This is a genomic window from Cellulosimicrobium sp. E-16 (assembly GCF_049913115.1).
GTDB lineage: Bacteria > Actinomycetota > Actinomycetes > Actinomycetales > Cellulomonadaceae > Cellulosimicrobium.
Genome location: NZ_CP183974.1, coordinates 1,103,977 through 1,130,580, shown reverse-complemented (window position 1 = coordinate 1,130,580; position 26,604 = coordinate 1,103,977). Strand labels below are relative to the sequence as shown.

The 26,604-nt window shown below is 71.4% G+C and carries 10 protein-coding genes; all 10 read right to left on the bottom strand.

Annotated elements, in window-relative coordinates; all coding sequences use genetic code 11:
* Positions 1-22 precede the first annotated feature (22 nt).
* Complete coding sequence (locus ACN9MS_RS04900; RefSeq protein WP_426310982.1) at positions 23-2,272, bottom strand: glycoside hydrolase family 127 protein; 2,250 nt, start codon at positions 2,270-2,272, stop codon at positions 23-25.
* A 211-nt stretch (positions 2,273-2,483) separates the two neighbouring features.
* Complete coding sequence (locus tag ACN9MS_RS04895) at positions 2,484-5,060, bottom strand: immunoglobulin-like domain-containing protein (RefSeq protein WP_426310981.1); 2,577 nt, start codon at positions 5,058-5,060, stop codon at positions 2,484-2,486.
* A 116-nt stretch (positions 5,061-5,176) separates the two neighbouring features.
* The gene (locus ACN9MS_RS04890; RefSeq protein ID WP_426310980.1) at positions 5,177-10,114 is read right to left on the bottom strand and encodes a family 43 glycosylhydrolase; all 4,938 of its coding nucleotides are present in this window, start codon (positions 10,112-10,114) and stop codon (positions 5,177-5,179) included.
* 269 nt (positions 10,115-10,383) lie between these two features.
* Positions 10,384-12,801, bottom strand: coding sequence for a family 43 glycosylhydrolase (locus tag ACN9MS_RS04885; protein ID WP_426310979.1), 2,418 nt, complete (start codon positions 12,799-12,801; stop codon positions 10,384-10,386).
* A 276-nt stretch (positions 12,802-13,077) separates the two neighbouring features.
* A complete protein-coding gene (locus tag ACN9MS_RS04880; RefSeq protein WP_426310978.1) occupies positions 13,078-17,268 on the bottom strand; it encodes a beta-L-arabinofuranosidase domain-containing protein in 4,191 nt (1,396 codons plus the stop codon).
* Between the two features lie 251 nt (positions 17,269-17,519).
* Positions 17,520-21,332, bottom strand: a complete 3,813-nt coding sequence (locus ACN9MS_RS04875; protein WP_426310977.1) for an alpha-L-arabinofuranosidase C-terminal domain-containing protein — start codon at positions 21,330-21,332, stop codon at positions 17,520-17,522.
* Between the two features lie 336 nt (positions 21,333-21,668).
* Entirely contained in the window at positions 21,669-22,646 is a 978-nt protein-coding gene (gene yjfF, locus ACN9MS_RS04870; protein WP_389279239.1) for a galactofuranose ABC transporter, permease protein YjfF, read from the bottom strand.
* Positions 22,647-22,726: 80 nt separating this feature from the next.
* Complete coding sequence (locus ACN9MS_RS04865; protein ID WP_426310976.1) at positions 22,727-23,785, bottom strand: ABC transporter permease; 1,059 nt, start codon at positions 23,783-23,785, stop codon at positions 22,727-22,729.
* A complete protein-coding gene (locus ACN9MS_RS04860) occupies positions 23,782-25,323 on the bottom strand; it encodes a sugar ABC transporter ATP-binding protein (protein WP_426310975.1) in 1,542 nt (513 codons plus the stop codon). Before ACN9MS_RS04860 ends, ACN9MS_RS04865 begins: the two co-directional genes overlap by 4 nt.
* A 238-nt stretch (positions 25,324-25,561) precedes the next feature.
* Positions 25,562-26,575 carry an ABC transporter substrate-binding protein gene (locus ACN9MS_RS04855; protein ID WP_426310974.1) on the bottom strand — a complete coding sequence of 338 codons (1,014 nt, stop codon included), beginning with the start codon at positions 26,573-26,575 and terminating at the stop codon, positions 25,562-25,564.
* Positions 26,576-26,604 lie beyond the last annotated feature (29 nt).

The window sequence follows — 26,604 nt, the reverse complement described above, 5'->3', positions numbered from 1 at the left end:
CGCGATGAGTTGGTGCGCGCGCTCATGCCAGCCTCGCCTTCCCTGCCGTGACCAGGACCTTCTGACCGTCGCGGCGGCTCAGGAGGCCGTCCGCGGTGAACTGCTCGACCGTGCGCTGGACCTTCTGGAGGAACGCGGCGCGGTCGGCGAAGCCGCCGTCGCCCCACACGACGTCGAGGAACGTCGTCCCGTTGGGCCGCGCGGCGTTGGCCACGCCGCTGTCGAGCCCCGCGAAGACCACGCGCGGCTCGGAGCGCTCGACGTACATGTGGTACTGCGTGTCGTCGCCCGACCACGCGGGCTCGAACGTGAGGTCCCCGAGGCGGAAGTACCCGTTCCCGAGGTCCGTGAACGCGCCCTCGAGCGTGCCGTCGAGGCCCATGTGGGCGTAGAGCGACAGCTTGAGGTACTCGCGCGACGCGCTGCGCGCGAGCAGGACGGTCGGCCCGTTCTCGATGCTCTGGATCGCGGGGTTGTCGATCGTCGGCACGGCGCGGATGCTCAGCGGCATCGCCACCTCGACGACGTCTCCGGGCGACCACGAGCGCGAGACGCTCACGTACGTCCCCGGCACGGCGTCGAGCTCCTGCTCCACCCCGTTGACCGTCACCGTGAAGCCCTTCCGCACCCAGCCGGGCACGCGTAGCCGCAGGTCGAGCTGCCCGGAGCCGGTCACCGTGAGGCGGGTCGCGCCGACCTTCGGGTACTGCGTCTCCTGGACGACCTCGAAGCCCTTCTCCTCCCACGTCAGGGTGGACGCGAGGTAGAGGTTGACGTACAGCACCTCGCCGTCGACCGAGCGGAAGTAGACCGAGTCGCGGTACTTCACGTGGTTCTCGAGCCCGGTGCCGCCGCAGCACGTGCCGGTGTTGCCGTACTCGCGGCGCGTGCCCGGGTTGACGCCGTACATGTACGTCACGTCGGGGCTCGTCGTGGACTGCGTGTTCTTCTTCGAGCCGACGACGTGGTTGAGCAGCCCCCGCTCGTAGTACTCCATGTACTTCGGGTCGAGCGAGTGGAAGTACAGCAGGCGCGAGAGCTTGAGCATGTTGTACGTGCCGCACGTCTCGGCGTTGCGCGCGCCGATGTCGCCCGCGACCGTGTGGGGCGGGCCGAACAGCTCGCCCTCCCCGTGCCCGCCGTGCGCGTAGGTGCGCCCGGGCACGACCATGTCCCAGAAGCCCTCGACGGCCTGGCGGTACCGCTCCTCGCCCGTGAGGTCGTACACCTTGAGGTACCCGGGGAACTGCGGGATGTGCTGGTTCGCGTGCTTGCCGTTGAGCGTGTCCGTGCCCGCGGCGCTCGCGTCGACGAGCGTGTTGAGGTCGAACAACTTCGCGGTGGCGACGTAGGTGTCGTCGCCCGTGATCGACGCGATGTCGGCGAGCACCTCGTTCATGCCGCCGTACTCGCCCGCGATGTAGATGCCCCACATCCGGTCGAGCTGCGCCTGCGGCAGCACCGACAGCCGGCTGTGCACCCACGCCGCCATGGACGACGCGAGCTCGAGCGCCTGGTCGCTCCCCGCGAGGCGGTAGGCCTCGAGCAGCCCGGCCATGATCTTGTGGCACGTGTAGTACGGCGCCCAGATCTCGCCGTACGGCGCGTACTTCTCGAGCTGGCTGAACTGCCACTCGCCGTAGGCGGCGAGGAACCCCGGGTGGCTGAACCGGCCCATGGCCGCGAGCGCCGTCTGGACCTCGCCGAGCCCTGCGACGATCTGGTCCACCTTGTCGCGGAACACCGTCTCGCCGGTGCTCGCGTACGCCAGGGACACCATGGACAGGAAGTGCCCGCCGTAGTGCCCGCGCAGGAGGTTCGCGGTCTGGGTGCTGGCGCGGCCGGGGTAGTCGTCGGGGCCCCACGGCTGCTCGTTGGCGTGGCCGAAGCCCTCCCAGCCGCCGGGCGCGGACGCGCCCTTCGTGTCGAGCCCCGCGTTGCGTCGGAACACGGCGAGGACGCGGTCCACGGGGTACTCGCGCGCGAGGTGCAGGATCTGGTCCTGCGAGCGCGTCGCGACGCTCGGGGCGAGCGTCACGTCGGACATCGGGAACGGCTCGGCGGCCCAGCCGTCGAGGGTCACCGAGCGGTCGAGGGACCGCAGGAAGGCCCGGCTGACGGGCGGTCCGCTCGGGACCGTCAACGCCGGGACGGAGGGCGCGGCGAGCGCGCTGCCGCCGCCCGCGAGCGCGACGGCGCCGGTCGCCCCGGCGGCCAGCGCCCCGAGCCGCAGGACGGCCCGCCGCGAATAGCTGGAGTCGTGCACGTGCATGAGCTGTCGCTCCTTCTCACTCGTCGTCGAGTGGTGGAAGCGTCGTCGGCGGCAAGGAGGGAAGCCCCGCGTCCGACGCTCGTGCTGGTTCCGCCGGCCGCCACGTCGCCGAGGTAGGGCTCTGGTCCGTCGAGGGAGAGGCGTGGTCGTGACCACGCCTCTCCCTCGCGGTACCTCGCCTCTACCCCGGCGGGGTGCGACCTCGCGGGTGTCAGGCGCAGTCGAGCGCGTCGACCGGCGCCTCGCGCGTGGTCGTCACCTCCTTCCCGTCGAGGGTCGCGACGCCGGTCACCGTGACGGTCCCGGCCGGGACCGCCGTCGCGCGGGCGGCGAACGACTGGTAGGCGTTCTTGCCCGGCGCGACGTCGGCGAACGCCTTCTCGCCGTATGGCGTCGTGAGCGTCACGGTGACGGGGACGTCCTCGCCGTTCGTCGCGCGGACGGCGACGTACGCCTTGCCGGCGAGGCAGCGCGGCGTGACCTCGACCGCGAGGTCGAGCTCGGGCGCCGGGGGCTGCTCGCCGTAGGCCGCGAGCAGCGCGGCGTGCTCGGCGGCCGTGATCGGCAGGACCGTGCCGTGCCGGGGGCTGCTCGGCAGGTGGGCGTCGACGGACGTCCACACGCCCGAGTCGAGGTCGGTGGACTCGAGCGGCAGGTAGCCCTGACCGCCGTGGTAGCTCGGCTGGTCGACGAAGAGGTACCACTTCTCCTCGGTGTTCGACTTGAAGACGGTCGGCCCCTCGCCCGCGGTGAGCGTGCCGCCCCACGGGTTGGGCTGGCCGTAGCCGATCTTCTCGGCGACGAGGTCCCAGTCGGTCGAGCGCAGGTCGGTCGACTTCTCGAGGCGCGGGATCATGTACGCCTCGTCCTTGGTGAACCGGTAGTAGGTGCCCTCGTGCTCGACGATCGACGAGTCGATCATCCCGAGCCCGTTGCCGCGCTTCTCGTCGACCCACACCTGCGGCTCGGAGAACGTGACGAAGTCGCGCGTCGTCGCGTACATCATGCGCTGGTAGGAGTCGGCGATGCGGCGGCCGTCGGTCGACGTCGTCGGGTAGAGGGCCGAGGCCCAGTACACGATGTACTCGCCGCGCTGCGCGTCCCAGAACGCCTCGGGCGCCCACGTGTTGCCCGCGTACGCGCTCGACACCGTGACCATGCGCTGCTCGGACCAGTGCACGAGGTCGGTCGACTCCCAGATCATCAGGGCGCGCGACCCGCGCTCCTGCGCGTTGCCGAAGTTGTTGCCGCCGTAGATGCGCAGGTCGGTCGCGAGGAGGAAGAACCGGTCGCCCTCGGGCGAGCGGATGATGAACGGGTCGCGCAGACCCTTCTCCCCGAGCGTCGAGGTGAGCACGGGCTCGCCGTCGTTGAGCTCGACCCAGTCGAGCGGGTCGTTCCCGTTGCTCGCGCTGAAGTAGACCGACTCGCCGTCCGCGGTGCTCTCGCCCTCGAAGTACGGGAAGAAGTAGCCCTCGTAGTCGGCCTCGGCGGGCAGCGGGCGGACCGTGGCGTCGTACGTGTGGGTCGCGGTCGCGCCGTCCTTGGTCGCCGTCACGGTGAGCCGCACGACGGCGGCCGGCTCGCCGTGGGCGGGCCGCGTCACCTCTCCCGTGGCCGAGACCGTCGACGGGTCGGAGCTCTCCCACGTGAGCGTGGAGTCGTTCGCGCCGTCCGTGGGCAGCGTGAGGTTGCCGCGCACGTCGTCGAGGTGCGGCACGACGGCGTGGCTCGCGTCCCACGCGACGGCCTCGGCGGGCGCGAGGTGCGCGAGGACCGTGACGTCGAGCTGCGCGGTGCGCGCGACGGCGCCGCGCGTGACGAGCGCGGTGAGCGTCACGGTCGCGTCGTCCTCGCCCGCGGCGGGCCGGGTGACCTTCCCCGCGGCGCTGACGACACCCGCGTCGGACGACGTCCACGTGACGAGAGACCCCTGCGCGCCCGTGGTGGGCAGCACGAGGTCCGCGGTGACCGCGCTCGTGTCGCCGAGGTCGAGCGCGGCGAGGTCGGCGTCCGCGGCGGCCGTGGAGGTCCCGGCGGCGAGCTCGCCCGCCTCGGCCGCGGTGAGCGCGCGGTCGTAGAGGCGGAAGTCGCGCACCTGGCCCTTGAGGTAGCGGTCGCCGGAGTAGAGGGAGCGGCCGACGTAGTTCGCGGTCGTCTGCCCGCCGCCGATCTGGCCGGGGTCGGTCGTGACGTTCGTGGCCTGCTTGACCTGCACGCCGTCCTCGTAGAGCGTCGCGGTCGTGCCAGTGAGCGTGTACGTGAGGGTCTTCCAGACGCCGCGCTGCAGGTTGGAGCCCTTGGTCACGGTCTGCTCGGTGGACCAGTTCCCGGTGGCGATCGACGTCCGGTAGGCGTTGCCGGTGGTGAACAGGTAGCCGTTGCCGTTCGACCCGCTCGTGTTGCCGAGCCCGTAGACGAAGTACGGCGTGCCCTGGTCCTGGCTCACGAGCACGTCGAGGCTCACGGTGACGTCGGTGAGTCCGGCGAGCAGGTGGTCGGGCAGGTCGACGTAGTCGTCGGTCCCGTCGAGCGTCGTGCCGTCGGCGGTCGCCGTCCCGCCCACCACGGTGGCCGGGCCGAAGGTCGAGCCCTCGGCCAGGTTCGCCGTCGTGCCGCCGGCCGTGCTCGCGGCGTCGAGCGGGTACCAGGCGACGAGCCCGGCGTCGGTGGGCCCGCCGACGTCTGCGGCCGCGGGTGCGGCGACCGCGGTGGCGAGCGTGGAGACGGCGAGCGCCCCCACGAGCCCGGCGGCGAGCGCCGAGCGTGCTCGGTGTGTCCGTTCCATGTGTTCCTCTCCTCGTCGAGATGCAGGTCGTGCTCGCGAGAGAGAACCCGCGGCCGCGAGGTAGAGCTCCGGGAGCTCTACCTCGCGACCTGCGGCTCTACCTCGGCGCGGCGGCGTCAGCCGCAGGTGTGGGCGTCGAACGCGACGTCGTAGGGCGTCGTGGTCGGGGCGCCGTCGAGCACCGCCGTGCCGGTGACCGTCACGGTGCCCGCGGGGATCGACGTCGTCCGCGTCGCGAACGACTGGTAGGCGTTCGCCCCCGGGGCCACGCCCGTGAACGTCTTCGTGCCGTACGGCGTCGTGAGGGTGACGTCGGCGGGCACGTCGCCCGCGTTCGTCGCCCGCACCGCGACGTAGACCTTGCCCGCGAGGCACCGGGGGGTGGCCTCGACCGTCAGCTCGACCGCCGGGGCGGGCGACACGTCGACCGGGTCCACGCTCTCGAGCGTCGGCACGACCTTCTGGATGAGGCCGTCGTCGCCGAACGTGAGGCGGTCGATCGTCGTCTCGCGGTTGGTCCCGTTGCCGCCGGGGATGGCGAACCGGTGGTACGCGACGTACCAGTCGTCCGTGCCCTCGACGTTGAGGATCGAGCTGTGCCCGGTCCCGAGGATGCCCTGCGAGGCGTCCTTCTCGAGGATCACGCCGCGATACGTCCACGGTCCGTCGATGCTGTCCGACGTCGCGTAGCCGACGCGGTAGTTCTCCGAGCCCGTGTCGTCGATCGAGTACGTGAGGTGGTAGGCGCCGTCCCGGTAGTTGAGGAACAGGCCCTCGCGGAAGTCGGTCAGGCCGGGGATGCGCCGCAGCGTGTCCTGCTTGATCGACGTCATGTCGCCGCCCAGCTCCGCCATGACCGGCCCGTTCGACGGGCCGCCGTTGCCCCACAGGAGCCAGTGCTTCCCGGTCTCCGGGTCGCGGAAGGCCGCCGGGTCGATGGCCTGGCCGGACGTGACCGCCTCGCCGTTGGTGATCATCGCCGTCGGCTGCGCGGTGAACGGACCCTCGGGGCTGTCGGCCACCGCGACGCCGATCGTCTTGCGGTTGTACGTCGGGTTGTGGCCGGAGAAGTAGAAGTAGTACTTCCCGTCCCGCTCGATGATCGTGGGCGCCCACGCGTTGCCGGTCGCCCAGGGGACGTTCCCGTTCGCGCCGTCGAGCGTGAGGAACGGCTGCTCCGAGCGCTCCCACGTCACGAGGTCGGTGGACTTCCAGACGTAGAAGTCCTTGCCGCCCCAGCCCGGCGTCCCGTCGGTCGTGGCGTAGAGGTAGAACGTGTCGCCGAACTGCGCGATGTTCGGGTCCGCGTACTTCCCGGGGAGCACGGGGCTGCCCATCTCCTTCGCCTGGACCGTCCACGTGCGCGACGACCCGTCGGGGCCGGTCACGGTGTACTCCACGGGCTGCGTGAGGTCCTGCACCGAGCCGTTCGCGGGCGTCACCGTCGCGCGCGGCGACACGGTGAGCACCGGCGCGAGCGCCGCGACGTCCGTACCCGGCACGACGGGGAGGGTGACGGTCGAGCTGGCGCCGTCGACGATCGCCGGCACCTTGAGCGCGTCGAGCTCCGCCCCGGTGACCGCCGTGTGGTCGGCCCCGACCTGGTACACCTCGTCGGCCGTGAGCGCGCGGTCGTAGATCCGGAAGTCGCGCACCGAGCCCTTGAGGTAGCGGTCGCCCGAGTACAGCGAGCGGCCGATGTAGTTGGCGAGCGTCGAGCCGTCGCCGATGTCCTTCGGGTCGATCGTGACGCCGGTCTGGCGGCCCACCTCGACGCCGTCCTCGTAGAGCACGGCCGTCGTGCCGGACAGCGTGTACGTGAGGTGCTTCCACACCCCGCGCTGCAGGTTCGCGTTCTTGGTGACGGTCTGCTCGGTCGTCCAGTTCCCCGTCGCGATCGACGTGCGGTAGGCGTTGCCGGTGGTGAACAGGTACCCGTCGCCCGCCGTGCCGCTCGTGTTGCCGAGGCCGTAGACGAAGTACGGCGTCGCCTGGTCGGTCGCGACCTTGACGTCGAGCCCGACCGTGACGTCGGTCAGCCCGGCGAGCAGGTGGTCGGGCAGATCGACGTAGTCGTTCGTCCCGTCGAGCGTCACACCCTCTCCGGTCCCGGAGAACGCCGCTCCGTTGGTGAGCGTCGCGGGGCCGAACGACGACCCCGGCGCGGTGTTCGCCGCCGACGTGCCGCTCGTCTCGTCGAGCGCGTACCGCACGACCAGGCCCGGGATCTCGGTGGTCACCTCGACCGCGACGTACGCCGTGTGCGACCCGTCGGCCGTGGTCGCGGTGACCATCGCGTGGCCCTCGCCGACGCCCGTGACGACGCCGTCGGCCGAGACCGTGGCGACATCGGCGTCGTCCGACGCCCACGTGATCGCGCGCGCCGTCGCGTTGGCGGGCGTGACGGTCGCGGTGAGCTGCCGCGTGCCGCCGACGCCCACCTCGAGCGACTCGGGGGTGACGCTCAGGCCCTCGACCGGGACGACGTCGTCGGTCACCGTGACGACCGCGCGGGCGCGGACGCTCACGCCGCCGCCGAGGGACCCGGCGACCTCGAACGACCCCGCCTGCGCGTACGACGCCGGGTCGACCGCGTCCCACGTGACGTCGGCCGGGCCGGTGGAGCCGTCGGCGTAGTGCGCGGTGACGGAGGCGGGAAGCACGGGCGCGGAGCCCGTCTGCACCGTGACCGCGACGTCGTCGACGGACTCGACGAACGCGTCGGGCTGGTACGTGCTGAGCAGGCGGTCGTACTCGGCCTGCGTGACCGGGAGCACCGTGCCGTGGCGCGGGCGCGACGGCATCTGGTAGTCGGTGGACATGGTCCACTCGGCCGCGTCGAGCGAGGTCGACTCGAACGGCACGTAGCCGCGGCCGCCGAACTCGTCGATGAAGAGGTACCACTTCTCCTCGGTGTTCGACTTGAAGATCGTCGGGCCCTCGCCCTGGTTGATCCCGCCGCCGAGCGAGTTCGCCTTGCCGATGCAGTCGGTGATGAAGTCGTAGTCCGTCGAGCGCAGCTCAGCGGCCTTCTCCGCGAGGATGAACTTGGAGCACGGCGTGGACGACGTGTTGTTCCGCTCGTCCTTGGTGAAGCGGTAGTACTGGCCGTCGTGCAGCGTCACGGTCGAGTCGATGACCGAGTAGCCCGGGTCGACCCACACCTGCGCCTCGCTGAACGTCACGAAGTCGCGCGTCGTCGCGTACATCATGCGGTTGTAGGTGTTGCCGGTGTGGTCCGGGTCGTCCTCCGCGTAGAGCTTCGATGCCCAGAACACGACGTACGCGCCAATCGTCTCGTCGTAGTACGCCTCGGGCGCCCACGTGTTGCCCGCGGTGTCGGGCGAGACCTTGACCAGGCGCTGGTCCGTCCAGTTCACGAGGTCCGTGGACTCCCACACCATGATCGACTTCGAGCCCGTGCGCTGGGACGCGTCCCAGTTGCCGTTGCCGTAGATCTTGAGGTCGGTCGCGATCTGGTAGAACTTGTCGCCCTCGGGCGAGCGGATGATGAACGGGTCCCGCAGGCCCTTCTCCCCCAGCTCCGACGTGAGGACGGGCTGGTTGTCGTTGAGGTTCTGGTACTTCAGCGGGTCGTTGCCCTGGCTCAGGCCGAAGTAGACCTGCTCGCCCGTCGCCGTGCCCTCGCCGACGAAGTACGAGAACAGGTAGCCCTCGAGCTCCTCCTGCTCGGGCAGCGCGGGGACGTGGGCCTCGAGCTCGCGCGTCGCGGTGGCCGCGCCGACCGTCACCGTCGCGGTGAGCGTCACCGTCTCGGTGTCCTGGCCGTGCGCGGGTCGCGTCACCTCGCCCGTGGGCGTGATCGTGCCCGACGACGCAGCCCAGGCCACGCTCGCGCCGTGCAGGCCCGTGGTGGGCAGGGTCAGGTTGCCGCGCACGTCGTCGAGGTTCGTCACCTCCAGCGCCGCCGCCGCTGCGTCGGCCTTCGCCTGGTCGCCGTCGCCCGGGAGGACCGTGACGTCGAACGTGCGGGTCTCGGTCGCGCCGCGCAGCGTCACCGTCGCGGTGAGGGTCGCGGTGGCGGGCTCGTCGCCCGCGGGGCGCGTGACCGCGCCGCTCGCGGAGACGACGGCCTCGTCGGAGCTGGCCCAGGTCACCGCCGAGCCGCCGACGCCCTTCGCGGGGAGCGCGAGGTCGGTGACGACGGCGCTCGTGTCGCCCAGGTCGAGCGCGGCCGCGTCGGCCGCGACGGCGTCCTGCGCGGCGGCCGACGCGAGATCGGCGACCTCCTGAGCGGTGAGCGCGCGGTCGTAGAGCCGGAAGTCCTTCATGCGGCCCTTGAAGAGGTTGTCCGCGGCGTACGCGGACTTGCCGAGGGCGTTCGCGGCCGTGCTGCCGCCGCCGATCGCGCCCGGAGTGATCGTGACGGCGGTGTTCTGCCCGACCTGCGCGCCGTCCTCGTAGAGCCGCGCGGTGCCGCCGCCGAGCGTGTAGGTCACGGTCTTCCAGACACCGCGCTGGAGCGCGGCCGCCGGGGCCTTGGCCGTGTTCTGCTCACGGCCCCACGCGAGGTCGGAGATGGTCCCGCGGTAGTTCGCGTTGCCCGTCGAGAACAGGTAGCCGTTGCCGGACTGGGGGCTCCCGACCGCCGGGTTGCCGAGGGTGTAGAAGAAGTAGTTGCCGCTGAGCGACGCGTCGACCCACACGTCGGCGCTCACCGTCACGGCGTCGTAGCCGGCCAGGAGGTCGTCGGGCAGGTCCACGTGGTTCGCACCGCCGAACGTGAGCCCCTGCCCCGCGCGCCAGCCGCCGCCCGAGCCGACGAGCGCGGCGTCGAGGTCGTGGCCCGACGCGTCGTGCGCGACGGTGCCCTCGGTCTCGTCGAGCGGGAGCCACAGGCGGAGACCGTCCGCGGTCGGCTCGGCCGCAGCAGGGACCGGCGCGGGCACCGCGGGCATCGGGCCGGCGGCCGCCGCGCCCACGGGCGCGAGCGGTGCGACCAGCGCGAGCCCGAGCAACGCCGCGAGCGAGCGGCGTCGGCGTCGGGCGCGGGGCTCCGCGGGCGTCGGGGGTGGTTCGTGGCGTGAGGTCATCGGTGACTCCTCGTCGTCGTGCCCGGCGGCAGCGCCGGTCGCGGTCCGCCGTCGGACGCGCGTGTGAACGCTAACATGTGAGCGCAAACATGACCAGGTTCCGTCGGATCGACAACGATGTCGAAACTCGTGGGAGCCGCTTCGGACCCCGGAGCGACCGGCCCGGGCCGCCCGCGACGCTCGCCGCGGCCCGACCGCGCCGACGGCGGCCCGCACCACCGGGTGTGGTGCGGGCCGCCGTCGGTCGTCGTGCGGGTCGTCCCCGGGCGTCAGCCGCAGGACAGGTCGCCGTAGGCGGCCTCGTGCGCGGTCTCGACCGTGGCGCCGTCGAGCACCGCGGTGCCCGTGGCGGTCGCGACCCCGGCCGCGAGCGACGCGGACCGCGTGGCGAACGACTGGTAGGCGTTCGCGCCCGGCGCGACGTCCTGGACGACGCGCGTGCCGAACGGCGTGGTGAGCGTGACGTCGGCCGGGACGTCGCCCAGGTTCGTCGCGCGCACCGCCACGTAGGCCTTGCCAGCGAGGCAGCGTGCGGACGCGGTCACGTCGAGCTCGACGACCGGACCGGCGGCGTCGGCCGCGAACTCCCACGTGTCCACCTCGACGAGGTCGACGCCGGTGGGACCGGCGAACGTGAAGTACACGTCGTGGACGCCGCTCACTCCCTCGAGGGCGGCGGTCACGTCCGCCCACTCGCCCACGGGGGTGTCGAGGTCGAGCGTGCCGACGACGGCACCCTCGCGGTCGTCGAGGCGCACCTCGACGGTGGCGCCCTCGACGAGCGGCTTGACGCGCGCCGTGACGCTCGCGGCACCGTCACCGAGGTCGACCGACGACAGCGCCGACCAGTCGCCCGCGTCGACGTCGCGGACGACGAGGTTGGGCGCCTGCGTGCCGAACTGCGCCGAGCCGCCGTCGACCTTCGCGGTGGTGAGGCCCTGCTGCCATGCGAACGTCTCCGCCTCGAGCACCTGGAACGGGTCGAGGTCCTTGACCTGATCCACGCCCGCGTAGTCGCCGACGACCTGCTGGACCGTCCCGTCCGCCTTGAACGTCAGCTCCTGGATGTGCGGGCTGCGGTAGCCCTGCGTGGTGCTGCCGTTGATGCGCTTGTTGAGCGTCGGCGCGTGGTACGTGAAGTAGTACTTACCGTCCAGCTCGAACACCGACTGGTGGTTGTTGCCACCCGTGCCCGCGCCGAAGAACTGCGACTGGTTCGGGAACATCACGCCGGCGTACGTCTCCTTGGGGAACGACATCGGGTCGTCGGAGATCATGTAGCCGATCTGCCCTCCGCCCGGGTACCCCGGGAGCGTGGCCTGGTTGCCGCCGAAGTCGTTGCCGCCGAAGTGCGACGAGTACGACAGGTAGTACTTCCCGTCGCGCTCGAAGACCTGCGCCGCCTCGAACGCCACGGGCGCGTCCACGACGGCCGCCGTGCCCTGCGTCGAGACCATGTCGTCGCCGAGCTCGATGACGCGGATGTTCTTCGGGTTGTTGAACCGCTCCGCCGCGGGCATCGACGTCGACGCCGGGCCGCCGCCGAAGTAGAGGTACGCGCCGTCGTCGGTGACGAGCGGCGCCGGGTCGAACTTCCAGGCTACGGCCTCGGCGCCCGGGGTGCGCCCGTCGATGAGCGTGCTGTCGCGCTCGCTCGCCCACGGCCCGAGCGGCGAGGCGCCCGTGACGACGTTCGACGACCCGCCGCCGTTGGCGTAATAGAGGAAGTACTTGTCGACGCCGTCGACCGTCTTCTTCGCCATGCCCGGCGCCCACGAGTTGTTGGTGAAGGGCGCGACGCCCTGCGGCCCCGCGACCTGGATCTCGCCGTGGTCCGTCCAGTTCACGAGGTCCTCGGACGAGATGAGGGTGATCTGGTTGATGCTGCCGTAGTTGATCTGCGGCGAGACGCCCGTCACCGGGTCGGGCGCGTAGCCCTGGGTGTCGTTCGTCATGTACATGTACACGCGCCCGTCCTCGACGAACCCGAACCCGTCGGCCCCGAACTTGTGGGAGATGAGCGGGTTGTGCTCGCCGGGCAGCTTGCCGAGCACCTCGATCGTCTTCGAGGGCGGTCCAGGCGGGGCCGCGCCGACGACGGAGACGTCGTCGAGCACGAAGTCCATGAGGTGCGTCGTCGGGTCGGCGGACGGGTTGCTCGTCCACGGCGTCTCGAAGAACAGCCGCGCGGTGCCGACGGCCTGGTCGGCCGGGATCGTGAACCGGCCGTCGAACGTCGCCCACCGGCCCTTGGTCGCGGTGACGCTCACCAGGTTGGTGTACGTCCCGCCGCCATAGTGCATCGTGGCGAAGAACTGCTTGGTTGCCGGCGCCCCGGCGGCGTCGTACCGGATCCTCGCGGTGAGCTCGTACGTCTCCCCCGCGCGGACCTTGCCGCTGAGGTCCTGCATGGGGCCGGAGCCGGTCGTCGCGCGCTCGGTGGTGAGCACGGCGGCCTCGCCCGAGAACGCCTGGTCGGTCGTCGACAGCACGGCCTCGTCGGTCGCGTTGCCGTTGTTGGCGAACCAGCCTGTCGTCCCGTCCTCGAAGCCGCCGTTGACGATCAGCTCCTCGTCCGCGGCGTACGACGGCAGCGCGGCGAGCGACGCGGAGAGCAGCGTCGCGAGCACGGCCCCGGCGACGGCGCCGCGCAGGCGACGTCGTCTGCGGTGGTGGTGCGTGTCCATGGATCCTCCTCGATCGATGTGTCGTGCGTGGTCCGCGCGCCTCGCGCGGACGGTCGTGCCCGACGGCGGCCTCGGTGCCGTCGTCGTGGTGCCTCCTTCCTCCTGCCTCGTGTCGTGCGGAAGCGGGGGGAGATATCGATGTCGGTATCGATATCGATCCGCGAGCGTGGGACCGGCGGTTCGCCGAGGAAGAGCGCTGGTCCGCCGAGGGAGTGCCGGGGTCATGACCCCGGCACTCCCTCGGCGAACCCTGGTACCAGCTCGGCAGGGTGCGGATCAGCCGCAGGTGCGGGCGTCGACGGCGACGTCGTACGTGGTCGTGACCGGTGCCGCGCCGGGCGAGCCCTCCGCGACCGCCGTGCCCGTCACCCTCACCGACCCGGCGGGGACCGCCGTCGCGCGCGACGCGAACGACTGGTACGCGTTCGCGCCGGGGGCGACGGCCGTGAACGACCTCTCTCCGTACGGCGTCGTCAGGGTCACGTCCACCGGCGCGTCGCCCGTGTTGGTCGCCCGCACGGCCACGTAGACCTTGCCGGCGAGGCACCGCGGGGAGACCTCGACGTCGAGCGGCACGACGGCCGCCGTCCCCGGCACGATCTCGACCCGGTACGTCGTCGCGGTCTCGTGGTCCTGCGCGACGCCGACGACCTCCACGGTCCGGGCGCTCCCGTCCGCGGGGAGCGGTACGGCACGACCCTGCGTGTCGTCGACCAGCACGCCGTCGACGCGCACGAGGCCGCTCGGCACGTGGGGGTCGGCGTCGAGCACGAGGCTCGTCGTGCCCTCGGGCACGGTGAGGGTGTAGTCCGTCACCCCCGGGTCGAACGCCGGTGCGAGCGACCCCGTGTCGAACGCGAGCGCCGCGAGCCCGGGCGTCGCGTCGTACGACGCCGCGCGGTCGACCCGGACGCCGAACACGCCGCCGGCCCAGCCGCCCGTCGCCTGGAAGCGCACGGTGACCACGGGGATGCGCTCGCCGTCCTCGTCGAGCACGTACTCGCCCCCGCTGTCGACCTTCCACCGCGTGCCCTCGCCGATCTCGAGGTACTTCGCCGGGAGCTGCGTCGTGTCGACGTAGAACCCCTGCTCGTCCTTGGTCGGGGCGTTCGCGACCGTGGTGATCGTCTTCAGCCTCTCGTCGTTGACGAACACGTCGAACACGCGGCCCTGGTCGCCCGAGTAGAGCGTGACACCCAGGTGGTTCGACGCCGACGCCGGGTCGACCATGAGGTCGTAGCTGAACCAGCCCGTGCCGTTCGCGTGGCGGAACTGGCGGCCGGAGAACGCCCCGACCGACGACCCACTCTGCTTGAGGTTCTTCGCGTTCTCGAAGTTGTTGTTGTCGAAGCTGGTGAGGCTGTCGACGGTGCGGTCGGCGTCGCGCAGCGCCTCCTTGGCGCGCAGGATGCGCTCCTGCGAGGCCGCGGAGTCCGGCTCGTCGAGGTTGAGGTAGAGCCCGTAGGTCACGTCCCAGTTGGTGTGGTGGGGCGTGAAGACGAGGTCGCCGCCGTCGGCGGTGTTCCGCAGCTCGAGCTGGACCCGGCCCTCCGCGTCGTCCTCGACCCGCACGAGGTTCTCGGCGATGCGCTCCTTCCACTCGTCGGCGCCCATGTTCGCCGCCGTGATCGTCGTCTGGGCGTCGGCGTCGCGCGTGGCGGAGCGGACGAGGATGCCCGTGCCCTGCCACGCCGGCTCGGGGACCTCGCCGAGGTTCGCGGAGAGGACGACCGGCCCGTACCGGAAGGCCACGAAGTACGGGTTGTCCGGGGTGTCGACGACGGACGCCGCCATCGGCATCGTGTACCGGACGACGTCGCCCGCGGCGACGGGCAGCACGACGTACCCGCGGGACACGACCGGCTCGACGGCCGCGCCGTTCACCTCGAGGCCAGGATCACCCGCGATCCACGACGGCACCCGCAGGCGCAGCGTCGCGCCCTCGGCGACCGCACCGCCGTCGAGCGCGTCGACCCGGAAGGTCACCGTGTCCTCGTTCGGGAGGTTCGCCTCCTGCGTGAGCCGCAGGTTCTGCGCCGCGTGCTCGACCGTCGAGGAGAAGAACATGTTGACCCACACCGACCCCTGGCCGGTGAAGTAGATCGAGTCGCCGAGCTTGGAGAAGTTCTCCATGCCCGTGCCGGTGCAGCACCAGAACTCGGTGAACGGCAGGTTGTACACGCGGTGGTAGCCCGACGCCATGGGGTTGAAGTACGTCGTCGTCCCGGTCTCGGGGTTCTGCGACGCGAGGATCGTGTTGATGAACGCGTTCTCGTAGTAGTCCGCGTACCGCACGTCCTTGCTCAGCGTGAACAGCTCGCGCGCGAGCTTGAGCATGTTGTACTCGTTGCACGTCTCGGCCGTCTCCGCGTTGCGCGCGGTGCCCTGCTCGTCGGCGTACTGGTGCAACGCCCCGGGCTCGTGGAAGTGCTCGGCCTGGCTGTTGGCTCCGGTGACGTACGTGTGGTCGCGCACGACGATGTCGAAGAAGTTCTCCGCCGCCGCGAGGTACATCGGCAGCTCGTCCTTCTCGGCGGGCGTGAGCAGCTCGTAGTACTCGGGGTTCTGCGTGAACACCTGGTAGCGCTTGAGCGCGCCGAGCAGCTTGGGGATCTGGGTGTTGGCGTGCTTGCCCGGCAGCACGTCCTGGCCCGCGGCGAGCTGACGGAAGAACGTCAACTCGTCGAACGCCTCGGCCGCCTCCTTGATCCGGACGTCGCCCGTGAGGTCGAACAGCTCGTAGAGCGCCTCGTTCATGCCGCCGTACTCGGTGCGGAGCATGACGTCGGTGCTCGGCAGCGTCGAGACGCGGCCCTGGACGTAGAGCCCGAACTCGGTCGCCACGGCGAGCGCCTGGTCGCCGACAGGGCCGTCCACGTACTCGGCGACGTCGAGCAGCCCCGCGAGCACCTTGTGGAGGTTGTACCAGGGCACGATGACGTTCTCGTCCGACGTCCCGGTGCCCTGCACCTGGTCGAGGATCGACTCGCGGAACGACGAGACGTACCCGGCCGAGCCGGGGTGCGCCGTGGCGTACGCGTCCTGGACGCGTGCGAGCCCGCCCACGCCCTCCTCGATCTCGGTGAACAGCGCGTCCTTGGTCGCCTCGTCCTGCGTCGAGGACCACGACATCGCGAGGGCCGACAGGTAGTGGCCGAACGCGTGGCCGCGGAAGTTCACCGCGTTGCTGCGCTCCCAGCCGCCGTACCCGGCGGAGGTCGTCGGGGTCAGGCCGCCGACCTTGTAGAACTCGTAGAGGAACGTCTCGGAGTCCAGGCTCAGCAGGTACTCGTGCTCCTTCGCGGCGGCGTTCTGGAGGAAGTCGTCGGAGAGCAGCACCGACGGCAGCGCGGTCTCCTCGAGCGGCGTCTCGTCGACGAGGGCGGGCACGACGACCTCGATCTCGCGCGTCACGGGCTCGCCGTCGAGGTAGCGCACGGTCGCGGTGAGCGTGACGTGCGCGTCGTCCTCGCCGATCGCCGGCCGGACCACGGTCCCGTCCGTCGCGACGACCTCGGGTCGCGACGACCGCCACGTCACGGTCGACCCGCGCGAGCCCGTCGACGGGAGCACGAGCGCGACGGTCGCGCGCTCGGGCAGCGACAGCGCGTCGGCGTCGTCCTGGGCGATCGCGTCGCGGTCCACCGTGCGCCCGCTCTCCTCGTAGAGCCCGACGACGTCCCCGAGCCCGGCGACGGCGTCGTACACGCGGTAGTCGTCGAGCGCGGCCTTGAGGTACGCGCCGTTGTACTGCGGCCCGTTGAACCCGATCGTCTTGGGCAGCGCCGGGTCGGAGCCGAGCACGCCCGTCGCGTCGCCGCCGACGGCGTTCGCGACCGTGGACGGCACCTGCTCGCCGTTGCGGTAGAACGCGACGGCCTTCGTCGCGCGGTCGTACGTGACGACGACGTGCGTCCACTCGTCCGCCGGGAAGAACGCCGCGCGGTCGGAGCTCGCGACGCGCACCTTGTACGGCTGGCCCGACGCCGGCCCGACCGACAGCGCGAGCGGCAGGGTGTCCGACTCCGACGACAGGTACCAGCCGTCGGAGTTGTAGGCCCGCTTGTTCCACGTGATCACGTGCTCGCCGGACAGCTTCCCGCTGGGCTCCACCCAGAACGAGAGCGTGAGGTCCTCGGGCTGCAGCGCGGCCGACGACCCGAGGTCGAGGTACGTGCTCCCGGCGAGGCGCAGCGCCTGCCCCTGACCGTCGACCCCGTCGACGTACGAGTAGCCGGTGGGCGCCGATCCGGCGTGCCCCCGCAGGGCCACGGGGTGGGCGAGGGTGCTCGCGTCGGCGACGTCGCCGTCGAACGCGAGGTCGAGGACGGGCGCCGGGAGGGCGTCGTCCGCGACGGCGGTCGGTGCCCACGCGGTCAGGGCGAGCGCGGCGGACGCCGCCACGGCGGCCAGCCGGGCCGCGCCGCCGGGTCGACGGCGGACGCCGTCGGACGGTCGGGGATGCATCGATGCTCCTCAGGGTCGCGCGCGGGCGTCGTCGCCCGCGCGTCAGGACGTGCGATGTCGGGCAGCTCGTTCCGCGACGACGTCGTCGCGCGGCCGTGCGAGGAGCGGCCCGCGCAGGGAGCGCGGGCCGCGCCCTCGTGGCCCGCCGGACCGGCCACGAGGGAAGCAGGCTCTCGCGAGGTAGAACCCGCGGTCGCGAGGTGGAGCCCGGGGGCTTCTACCTCGCGACCTGCGGTTCTACCTCGCGGGGATCAGCCGCAGTCGAGCGCGTCGTAGGCGACGTCGTAGGAGGTCGTGAGCTCCTCGCCGTCGAGCACCGCCGTGCCCGTCACCGTCGCGGTGCCGGCCGGGGCCGACGTCGCGCGCGTCGCGAACGACTGGTACGCGTTCTTGCCCGGCGCCACGTCCACGAACGCCTTCTGCCCGAACGGCGTCGCGAGCGTCACCGAGACCGGGACGTCCTCGCCGTTCGTCGCGCGCACGGCGACGTACGCCTTGCCCGCGAGGCAGCGCGGCGAGACCTCGACCGCGAGGTCGAGCTCGGGTGCCGCGTCGGACGCGTGCAGCCGGACGAACGTGATCGAGTGGGCGGGGAACTCGTAGGAGAACTCCTCCCCCACGCCCGCCAGCGTCCGCTCCACCGGGACCACCCGCTCGGGGTCGGCCTTGGTGTTGGTGTCCGACGGCGCGCCCACCATCTCCGTGACCGTCGCCTCGGACGCGACGCCGGTGCCGGCCCCGAGCCCCTCGACGTGCACCTGCGTGCGCGCCGCGGTCGCGGTGGGGTTGACGACCTTGACGACGACGTCGCCCGTGTCGTCGTCGCGCGTGACGACCTGGTAGAGCGACTTGGTCGACGGCTGCTCGTAGGACATCTGGAGCTCGCCGTCGAGGTAGAGCTCGATGGTCGAGCCCTCGACGACGACCTTGACGTGGTACGGCTGGCCGGCCTCGATGCTGTGGTTCTCGACCGCCTTCACCTCGTTGGCGCTCCCGCCCGACGCGCGCTGCAGGGCCTGGCGCGAGTTGTTCCACCCGCCGAGGTTCCACCAGTAGTAGTCGTTCGGGCCGCCGGCGGCGAAGCCGACGAGGAAGCCCTCGGCGCCCGACGTCTTGCGCGCGTCGAGCTCGAGCGTGTAGCTCGACCAGTCCTTCGCGTACGCGCCGGCCACGATCGACCGGGCGTCGGTGACGTTCGTCGCCGACTGCACGTAGGCGCCGTCCTGCGCGGCCCACGTCCCGGTCTGGGGCTCCCACTGCGACGCACCGGACTCGAAGTCGTCCGAGAAGAGCACGTCGCCGCTCGCGTTGTCGGTCACGCGCACGTTGTCGTACTGCGCGGCCGTGTTCCACGTCGAGAGGAAGACGCCCCCGTCGAGCGTCGCGTCGGCCGGCGCCGGGCCGGAGTGCGTGCTGGGCACGACCTCGTCCCCCGCGTTCGCCGAGAACAGCTGCTGGACGTAGTAGTTCACCGAGCCCCACGACTCGTCGTTGTCGAACCAGATCGCGTCGGGCGACCACTGGACGTACGACTCGTTCGCGAGCAGCGGCGCGTACGACGCGAGCCGCACGACGTCGGAGTTGCGCTCCAGGCCGGTCATGAACGCGGCCTCCGACAGCGCGTTGGCGAACGTGTTGCCGCGCGACGCGTACTCGCCGAGGAACACGTGCGGCCCCTCGCGGTCGTAGGAGTCGTAGCGCTCGTCGTTCTCGAGGAACCACTGCGGGTCGTTGTAGTAGTGCTCGTCGACGAGGTCGACGTCCTGCTCGCGGTTGAACTCCCAGAGCTCGTCGAAGCGCTGGCCCGTGTCGTCCGGACCGGAGTTCGAGATGATCTGGATGTCCGGGTACGCGGCCGCGATCGCGTCGCGGAACCCCGGGAAGTTGGCCTCGAACGTCTTGGTGTTCTCCTCGTTGCCGAGCCCGATGTACTTCAGGCCGAACGGCTCGGGGTGGCCCAGCTCGGCGCGCACGGCGCCCCACTCGGTCGTGACGTCACCGTTGGCGAACTCGATGAGGTCGACCGTGTCGTCCACCCAGCGCTGGATCTGCGCGGGATCGGTCATCTCGGGGATCGTGCTGCCGCAGCCGTTGGCTCCGACCGACACCACGGGCAGCGGCGTCGCGCCGAGGTCCTCGGCGAAGAGGAAGTACTCGAGGTACCCGATGCCGTACGACTGGTTGTAGCCCCAGAAGTTCCAGTTGGTCGCGCGCTCCTCGACCGGGCCGATCGTCTCCTTCCACTGGTACGTGCGGCGACGGTCGGTGAAGTTCGACTCCTCGTAGGTGCGGAACGTGCCGACGTTCGTCACGCAGCCGCCGGGGAAGCGGAGGAACTGCGGGTCGAGCGCGTCGATCTTCTCGGCGAGGTCCTTGCGGAGGACGGACGTCCCGTTGACCGGGCCGACCCACGTGTCCTGCGGGAAGAGCGACACCTGGTCGAGCGCGAGCGTGCCCGCGGCGCCCGAGAGCAGCGCGAGGCGCCCGGCGTTCGTCGTACCGGTCGCGGTGAGCGTGACGTCGTACTTCTTCCACGTGTTCGAGCCGTCGACGGCGACCTGTCCGGTCGCGTACGCCGTGGTCCCGGCGTTGTCCTCGACGCGCACGGTGACGGTCTGCGCCGTCGCCGACCGTGCCCAGACGGAGAAGTCGTACGACTCCCCCTCCTCGACGAACAGTCCCGTGTTGTACCCGGCGTTGCGCACCCCGGCACCGGCGGCGGTCGTCGTGAGGTTGAGGTAGGTGCGGTTCGTCGCGTTGAGCCGCCCGGCGTCGTTCACGACCTGCGTAGTGGCCGTCGCGCCGCCCCGGTTCGCCGCGCTCCACGCGGTGAGGCCGTTGAACGACCCGTTGTCCTGGTTGGTGAACTCGAACGACCGGTTGCGCACGAGCTCGGCGTACAGGCCGCCGTCGGCCGCGTAGTTGATGTCCTCGTAGAAGATGCCGTACAGCTCGTCGCTCATCTCGGTGCGCTCGCCGGCGAGGTCCACCGTGATCTCGTGGTCGGCGCTCGCGGCGGGCGTGATGGTGAGCTTCGTGGCCGCGTCGCGCGGGCCGAGGACGAGCGCGCCGTCGGACGCGCGCACGCCGGCGTACTGCTCGGGGTCGGCCGCGCTGCGCAGCCAGACCGTGCCGCCGCCGGCGTCGGTGAGCCGCAGCGCCGTGGCGTCCTCGCCCGCGGCCCCGAGGGAGAGCCGGGACGCGCCGGAGACCACCACGGGCCGGTCGTCGACGGCGAGCGTCACCGGGGACGTGCCCTCGGCGCCGTCGGCCGCCGTCGCGTCGAGCGCGACCGTCGTCGCCGGGCGCTCGTCGTCGAGGGCGAGGCCGTCGTCGGTCGCCACGAGGTACCGGGCGTCGCCCGGGCCCGTGAGCGTGAACGCGCCGTCGGGCACCTGGTCCGCGCCCTCGGCGGTCTGGAGCGCGACGTAGTCGAACGCCGCGGTGTGCGCCGCGCCGTTCTGCGCGGCGAGCGCGTAGACGCCCACCTGCGTGGTCGGGAAGTCGACGGTCACGGAGCCCGCGGGCTGCCACGCGGCGCCGTCCCAGAAGCTCGTCGCGATGGTGTCGCCGGTGCGCTGCATGCGCAGCGTCTCGCCCGTGGACCCGGGGCGGTCGGTGAACGCGGCCGCGGAGAACACGCCTCCGGCCTCGACGTCGTTCTCGATCGCGCGGCCCGACGGCGAGAGGCTGCCCACGAAGGTCAGGCCGGAGCGGACGTAGTTGTCCATGTCCTGCCACGCGATGAGGCCAGCGCCCTGGTAGACGGAGGCGACGGGCGCCTCGAGCCGGGTGACGACCGTGAAGTCGCCGGCCGGCACGTCGAGCAGGACGACGTTCTTGGCGCTGTTCGCGTCCTGGTACGTGTCGCCCGGCTGGGACGTGAGCCGCAGCGCGCCGCCGGAGACCGCGAGCGCCTCGGGGACGGGGTTGACGACGGTCCAGTCCGCGCCGAGCGCGGCGCCGTCGAACGCGTCGACCCGGGCGTCGTCGGGCAGGTCGGGCTCCGCGGCCGACGCGGGCAGCGACGTCGCGAGCGCGACGGTGCCGACCAGGCCGGTCACGAGCGCGAGCGCGACCGCCCTCCGGCGGTGAGCCGTCCTGGGCCGTGGAGGGTGAAGGGACGTATCCATGGGCTTCCTCTCATCGTCGAGAGACACGCATCATCGCGTGTGAGCGTTAACAGGATCGTGGCCGAGCCTAGTGTGAACGCTCACATTCGACAAGGGTCGTGTCGTGACACACCGCCGGCCGGGCACGTGCCCGGCCGACCCAGGGGTGCCGGCCCCCGTCCAGCTCCGGTGATCCCGGGCGCGACGCCCGGGCAGACGGCCGCGGTGCCGGGCCCGCGGCCTCGAGACGTCCGGAGACGTCGCGAGGGCCGACCCGGCACCGCCGGCTCACCTCCGCCTGACGACCAGCACGCGCTGCAGGATCACGAAGACCAGGAGCAGCACGCCGATGACGATCTTGGTCCACCACGAGCTCAGCGTGCCCTCGAAGGTGATGATCGTCTGGATGAGGCCGAGCACGAGCACGCCCAGCACGGACCCGAGCACGAAGCCCGTCCCGCCCGTGAGCAGCGTGCCGCCGATGACGACGGCCGCGATCGCGTCGAGCTCCATGCCGACGCCGGTGAGCGAGTAGCCGGACCGCGAGAACATCGCGAAGAGCAGGCCGCCGATGCCGGCGCACGTGCCGCTCACCACGTACACGAGCACCTTGGTGCGCGCGACGGGCAGGCCCATGAGCATCGCCGACTGCTCGCCGCCGCCGATCGCGTACACGGTGCGGCCGAACTGCGTGTAGTGCAGCACGTAGAACGCGATCGCGACGACGACCAGGGAGATGATGACCGCGGTCGTGATGCGCCAGCCGTCGCCGATCTCCTGGCTCCAGCCCGCGAGGGCCACGAACGACTCGTTCGTGATCGGGATCGACTGGAGCGAGATCACGTAGCACAGGCCTCGCGCGAGGAACATCGCCGCGAGCGTCGCGATGAACGGTTGGATGTCGAACACGTGCACCATCAACCCGACCGCGAGGCCGAGGACGGTCCCGATGAGGACCGAGATGAGGAGCACGACGGCGACGGGCCACCCGCTCTGGAGCAGCGACGCCGTCGTGATGCCCGAGAGCGCCACGACCGCGCCGACCGACAGGTCGATGCCTCCCGTGAGGATGACGAAGGTCATCCCGACCGCGAGCACGATGAGGAACGAGTTGTTGATGAACAGGTTGGAGATGACGCGGGCCGAGAGGAAGTTCTCGTACCGGCTGCCGCCCACCACCAGCATGAGCGCGAGCACCGCGAACGTGCCGAGGACCGGGAGGTAGCGCCGGTCGAGGCGGACGCGGCTCGTGAGTCGCTCGGTCATGGACGGGCCTCCGGGGGCGGCGGTCTCGGCGCCCCGGGGGTCGGGGGGCGAGGTCGGGGCAGGGGTCTGCACGGCGGACATCAGGCGCTCACCTCCGCGGCCGCGGCGGCCGTCGGGGCCGCGCGACGTCGTCGGGCGGCGACCAGGTCGCGCACCTTCGGGGACTGCGCGAGGCAGACCGCGATGACGACGATCGCCTTGAACAGGGGCGTGACGGACGGCGAGATGCCGAGCATGGTCACCGTGAGCGTGAGCGTCTGGATGATGAGGACGCCGACCAGGGTGCCCGAGAGCGAGAACTTGCCGCCCGCGAGCGACGTGCCGCCGATGACGACGGCGAGGATCGCGTCGAGCTCGATGAAGAGGCCGGCGTTGTTCGCGTCGGCCGCCATGGTGCTCGACGAGATCATGAGGCCCGCGAGGCCCGCGAAAAGCGCGCACACCGCGTACACGGTCCAGATGATGCTCCGGGACTTGACGCCCGCGAGGCGGCTCGCCTCCGGGTTGATGCCGACGGACTCGATGAGCATGCCGAGCGCGGTCCGGCGCGTGAGCAGCGCGACCGCGGCGAACACCAGGCCCGCGAGCACGACCGCGACGGGGATCCCGAACCAGAAGCCGGAGCCGATCGCCTTGAACGGCGCGCTGTTGACCGTCGTGATCTGGCCGCCCGTGATGAGCATCGCGACGCCGCGCCCCGCGGTCATGAGCACGAGCGTCGCGATGATGGGCTGGATCCCGAGTACCGAGACCAGGAAGCCGTTCCACACGCCGAGGACGAAGGACAGCGCGAGCGCGATCCCCGCGGCGACCAGGACCGTCGTCAGGCTCTCGGGCGAGGGCGACGACGCGATGAAGCTCAGCGCCACGGCGCCGGAGATCGCGACGACCGCGCCGACCGAGAGGTCGATGCCCCGCGTCGCGATGACGAGCGTCATGCCGAGCGCGACGAGCAGCAGCGGCGCGCCGTTCTTCAGCAGGTTGACGAGCGAGCCGAACAGGTGCCCGTCCTGGAGCCGGATCGACAGGAAGCTCGGCCGGTTGATGGTGTTGACCGCCAGCAGCACGACCAGCGCGACGATCGGCCAGAAGAGCCGGTGCTGGACGGCGCGCTGCCAGGCGGGTGCCGTGGTGCTCATGACTCCTGCCCTCCGCTCGCGATGAGCTCGACGACGTCCTCGACCGTGACGTCCTCGTCGTTGGTGATCTCCGCGACCTTGACGCGGTCGCGCATGACGGCGATGCGGTGGCTGAGCCGCAGCACCTCCTCGAGCTCGGCCGAGATGAAGACGACCGACATGCCCTCGCCCGCGAGCTGTGCCACGAGCTTCTGGATCTCGGCCTTGGCGCCGACGTCGATGCCGCGCGTCGGCTCGTCGAGGATGAGCAGCTTGGGGGCCGTCGCGAGCCAGCGCGCGAGGAGCACCTTCTGCTGGTTGCCGCCCGAGAGGTTCTTGATGAGGGCGTCCGGGTTGCCGGGGCGGATCGCGAGCGCCTTGATGTACGTCTCGACGATCTCGTCGACCTGCTTCTTCGGCAGCCGTCGTGCCCAGCCGCGCTCCGCCTGGAGCCCGAGCACGATGTTCTCGCGGATCGTCAGGTCACCCACGATGCCCTCGGCCTTGCGGTGCTCCGAGGAGAACGCGATCTTGCGCTGCATCGCGCTGCGCGGCGTGCGCAGGCGCGCGAGCGTGCCGCCCACGCGCACCTGGCCGGAGTCGGCGCGGTCCGCACCGGCGAGCAGGCGCGCGAGCTCGGTGCGGCCCGAGCCGAGCAGGCCGGCGAGGCCCACGACCTCGCCCGGGTACACGTCGAGGTCGAACGGCTGCACCGAGCCCTTGCGACCGACCCCGAGGGCCTGGACGAACGGGGTCGTCCCGTCGCGGTCGGCGACCGAGCGCTTGGGCGCCTCCTCGAGCTCCTCGAGCACCTCGAGCGAGGTGCCGATCATCTTGGAGACGAGCTCGAGCCGCGGGAGCTCGGCGGTGACGTACTCGCCGACGAGCTTCCCGTTGCGCAGGACCGTCATGCGATCCGAGATCTCGTAGACCTGCTCGAGGAAGTGCGAGACGAAGAGGATCGCGACGCCCTCGTCGCGCAGCCGTCGCACGACGGCGAAGAGCTGGGCGACCTCGTCCGCGTCGAGGCTCGAGGTCGGCTCGTCGAGGATGAGGACCTTGCACTCGACGACGAGGGCGCGGCAGATCGCGACGAGCTGCTGCACGGCGAGCGAGTGGGCCGCGAGCGACGACGCCGGGTCGATGTCGAGGTTGAGACGGGCGAGCATCTCGCCCGCCCGGCGGCGGGTCCTGCGCCAGTCGATCGCGCCGAGGCGGCGCGGCTCGTGGCCGAGCATGATGTTCTCGGCGACCGAGAGGTTCTCGCAGAGGTTGACCTCCTGGTACACCGGCGAGACGCCGGCGGCCTGGGCCTCGCCCGGACCGGAGAACGTGTGCTCGGCGCCGTCGACGACGATGCGACCGGAGTCGATCGAGTAGACGCCGGTGAGCGCCTTGATGAGCGTCGACTTGCCGGCGCCGTTCTCGCCCATGAGGGCGTGGACCTCTCCGGGCCGGAGCGTGAGGTCGACTCCGTCGAGCGCCTTGACGCCCGGGAACTCGATCGAGATCCCGGTCATCTCGACGACGGGCCGACCGTCGGGGACGGCGGTAGTCATGGGTGACCTTCCGTGCAGCGGTGGCGGCGGGGCTGCCGGGCCCCGGGGCGCCTCAGGACGCCGGCGACGTCGGCATGCCGGCGGTGGTGCGTCGGCCGCGCGCCGGGGAGACGTGCTCTCCCGGCGCGCGACCCGTCCGTGGTGGCGGGGCCGGTCGGCGTCGACCGGCCCCGCCGGGGCGGTGCCGAGCGGGGCTCGGATGGCTCCGGGCGGTCCGCTCAGCGCTCGCCGGCGCTTCTCAGTACTCGCGCGTCGGGAGCGCCTCGATGGCCTGCTCCTGCGTGAAGGACTCGTCCTTCACGACGATGCGCTTCTCGACCTCCTCGCCCGCGACGACCTTCTTGATGATGTCCGCCAGGTCCGGGCCGAGGAGCGGGTTGCACTCGACGATGAAGTTGATCTTGCCGTCGGCGAGCGCCTGCATGCCGTCCTTGACCGCGTCGACGGTGACGATCTTGATGTCCTCGCCCGGGACGAGACCCGCGGCCTCGATGGCCTCGATGGCGCCGAGGCCCATGTCGTCGTTGTGCGCGTAGACGAGGTCGATGTCGTCGTGCGCCTGGAGGAAGCCCTCCATGACCGTCTTGCCCTCGGCGCGCGTGAAGTTGCCCGTCTGGGAGTCGATGATCGTGACGTTCGGGTTGTCCTTCGTGGCGTTCTCGAACCCGGTCTTGCGGTCGATCGCGGGCGCCGCACCGGTGGTGCCCTGGAGCTCGACGACGTTCATCGGCTCCGTCGCGTTCTCGGAGACCCAGTCGCCGGCCATCTCACCCTCGAGGATGAAGTCCGAGCCGATGAACGACTCGTAGAGCGTCTCGTCCTCGGAGTCGACCGCGCGGTCGGTGAGGATCACGGGGATCCCGGCCTGCTTGGCCTCCTCGAGCACCGCGTCCCAGCCGGACTCGACGACCGGGGAGAACGCGATGACGTCCACGCCCTGCGCGATGTAGGAGCGGATCGCCTGGATCTGGTTCTCCTGCTTCTGCTGCGCGTCGGAGAACTTGAGGTCGAAGCCGTTCTCTGCCGTGAGCGTGTCCTGGATGGACTTGGTGTTCGCCGCGCGCCAGCCGGACTCGGCGCCCACCTGCGAGAAGCCGACGACGATCGTGTCGCCGCTGCCGCCGTCGCCGCCCGCGTCGTTGCTGCTGTCGTCCGTGCTGCCGCCCCCGCTGCTGCACGCCGCGAGCGCGAGGACCGCCACGCCGGCGAGGACACCCGTCAGACGCGTGCGCGCCTTGGTCGTGCTGAACATGCTCTCCTCCTTGAGATGCGACCTCGGCG

Bases quoted from the DNA above. Each gene is read 5' to 3' on its own strand.
- ACN9MS_RS04900 (WP_426310982.1), bottom strand. From the start codon at position 2,272: ATGCACGTGCACGACTCCAGCTATTCGCGGCGGGCCGTCCTGCGGCTC.
- ACN9MS_RS04865 (WP_426310976.1), bottom strand. From the start codon at position 23,785: ATGAGCACCACGGCACCCGCCTGGCAGCGCGCCGTCCAGCACCGGCTC.
- ACN9MS_RS04895 (WP_426310981.1), bottom strand. From the start codon at position 5,060: ATGGAACGGACACACCGAGCACGCTCGGCGCTCGCCGCCGGGCTCGTG.
- ACN9MS_RS04855 (WP_426310974.1), bottom strand. From the start codon at position 26,575: ATGTTCAGCACGACCAAGGCGCGCACGCGTCTGACGGGTGTCCTCGCC.
- ACN9MS_RS04885 (WP_426310979.1), bottom strand. From the start codon at position 12,801: ATGGACACGCACCACCACCGCAGACGACGTCGCCTGCGCGGCGCCGTC.
- ACN9MS_RS04860 (WP_426310975.1), bottom strand. From the start codon at position 25,323: ATGACTACCGCCGTCCCCGACGGTCGGCCCGTCGTCGAGATGACCGGG.
- yjfF (WP_389279239.1), bottom strand. From the start codon at position 22,646: ATGACCGAGCGACTCACGAGCCGCGTCCGCCTCGACCGGCGCTACCTC.
- ACN9MS_RS04880 (WP_426310978.1), bottom strand. From the start codon at position 17,268: ATGCATCCCCGACCGTCCGACGGCGTCCGCCGTCGACCCGGCGGCGCG.
- ACN9MS_RS04890 (WP_426310980.1), bottom strand. From the start codon at position 10,114: ATGACCTCACGCCACGAACCACCCCCGACGCCCGCGGAGCCCCGCGCC.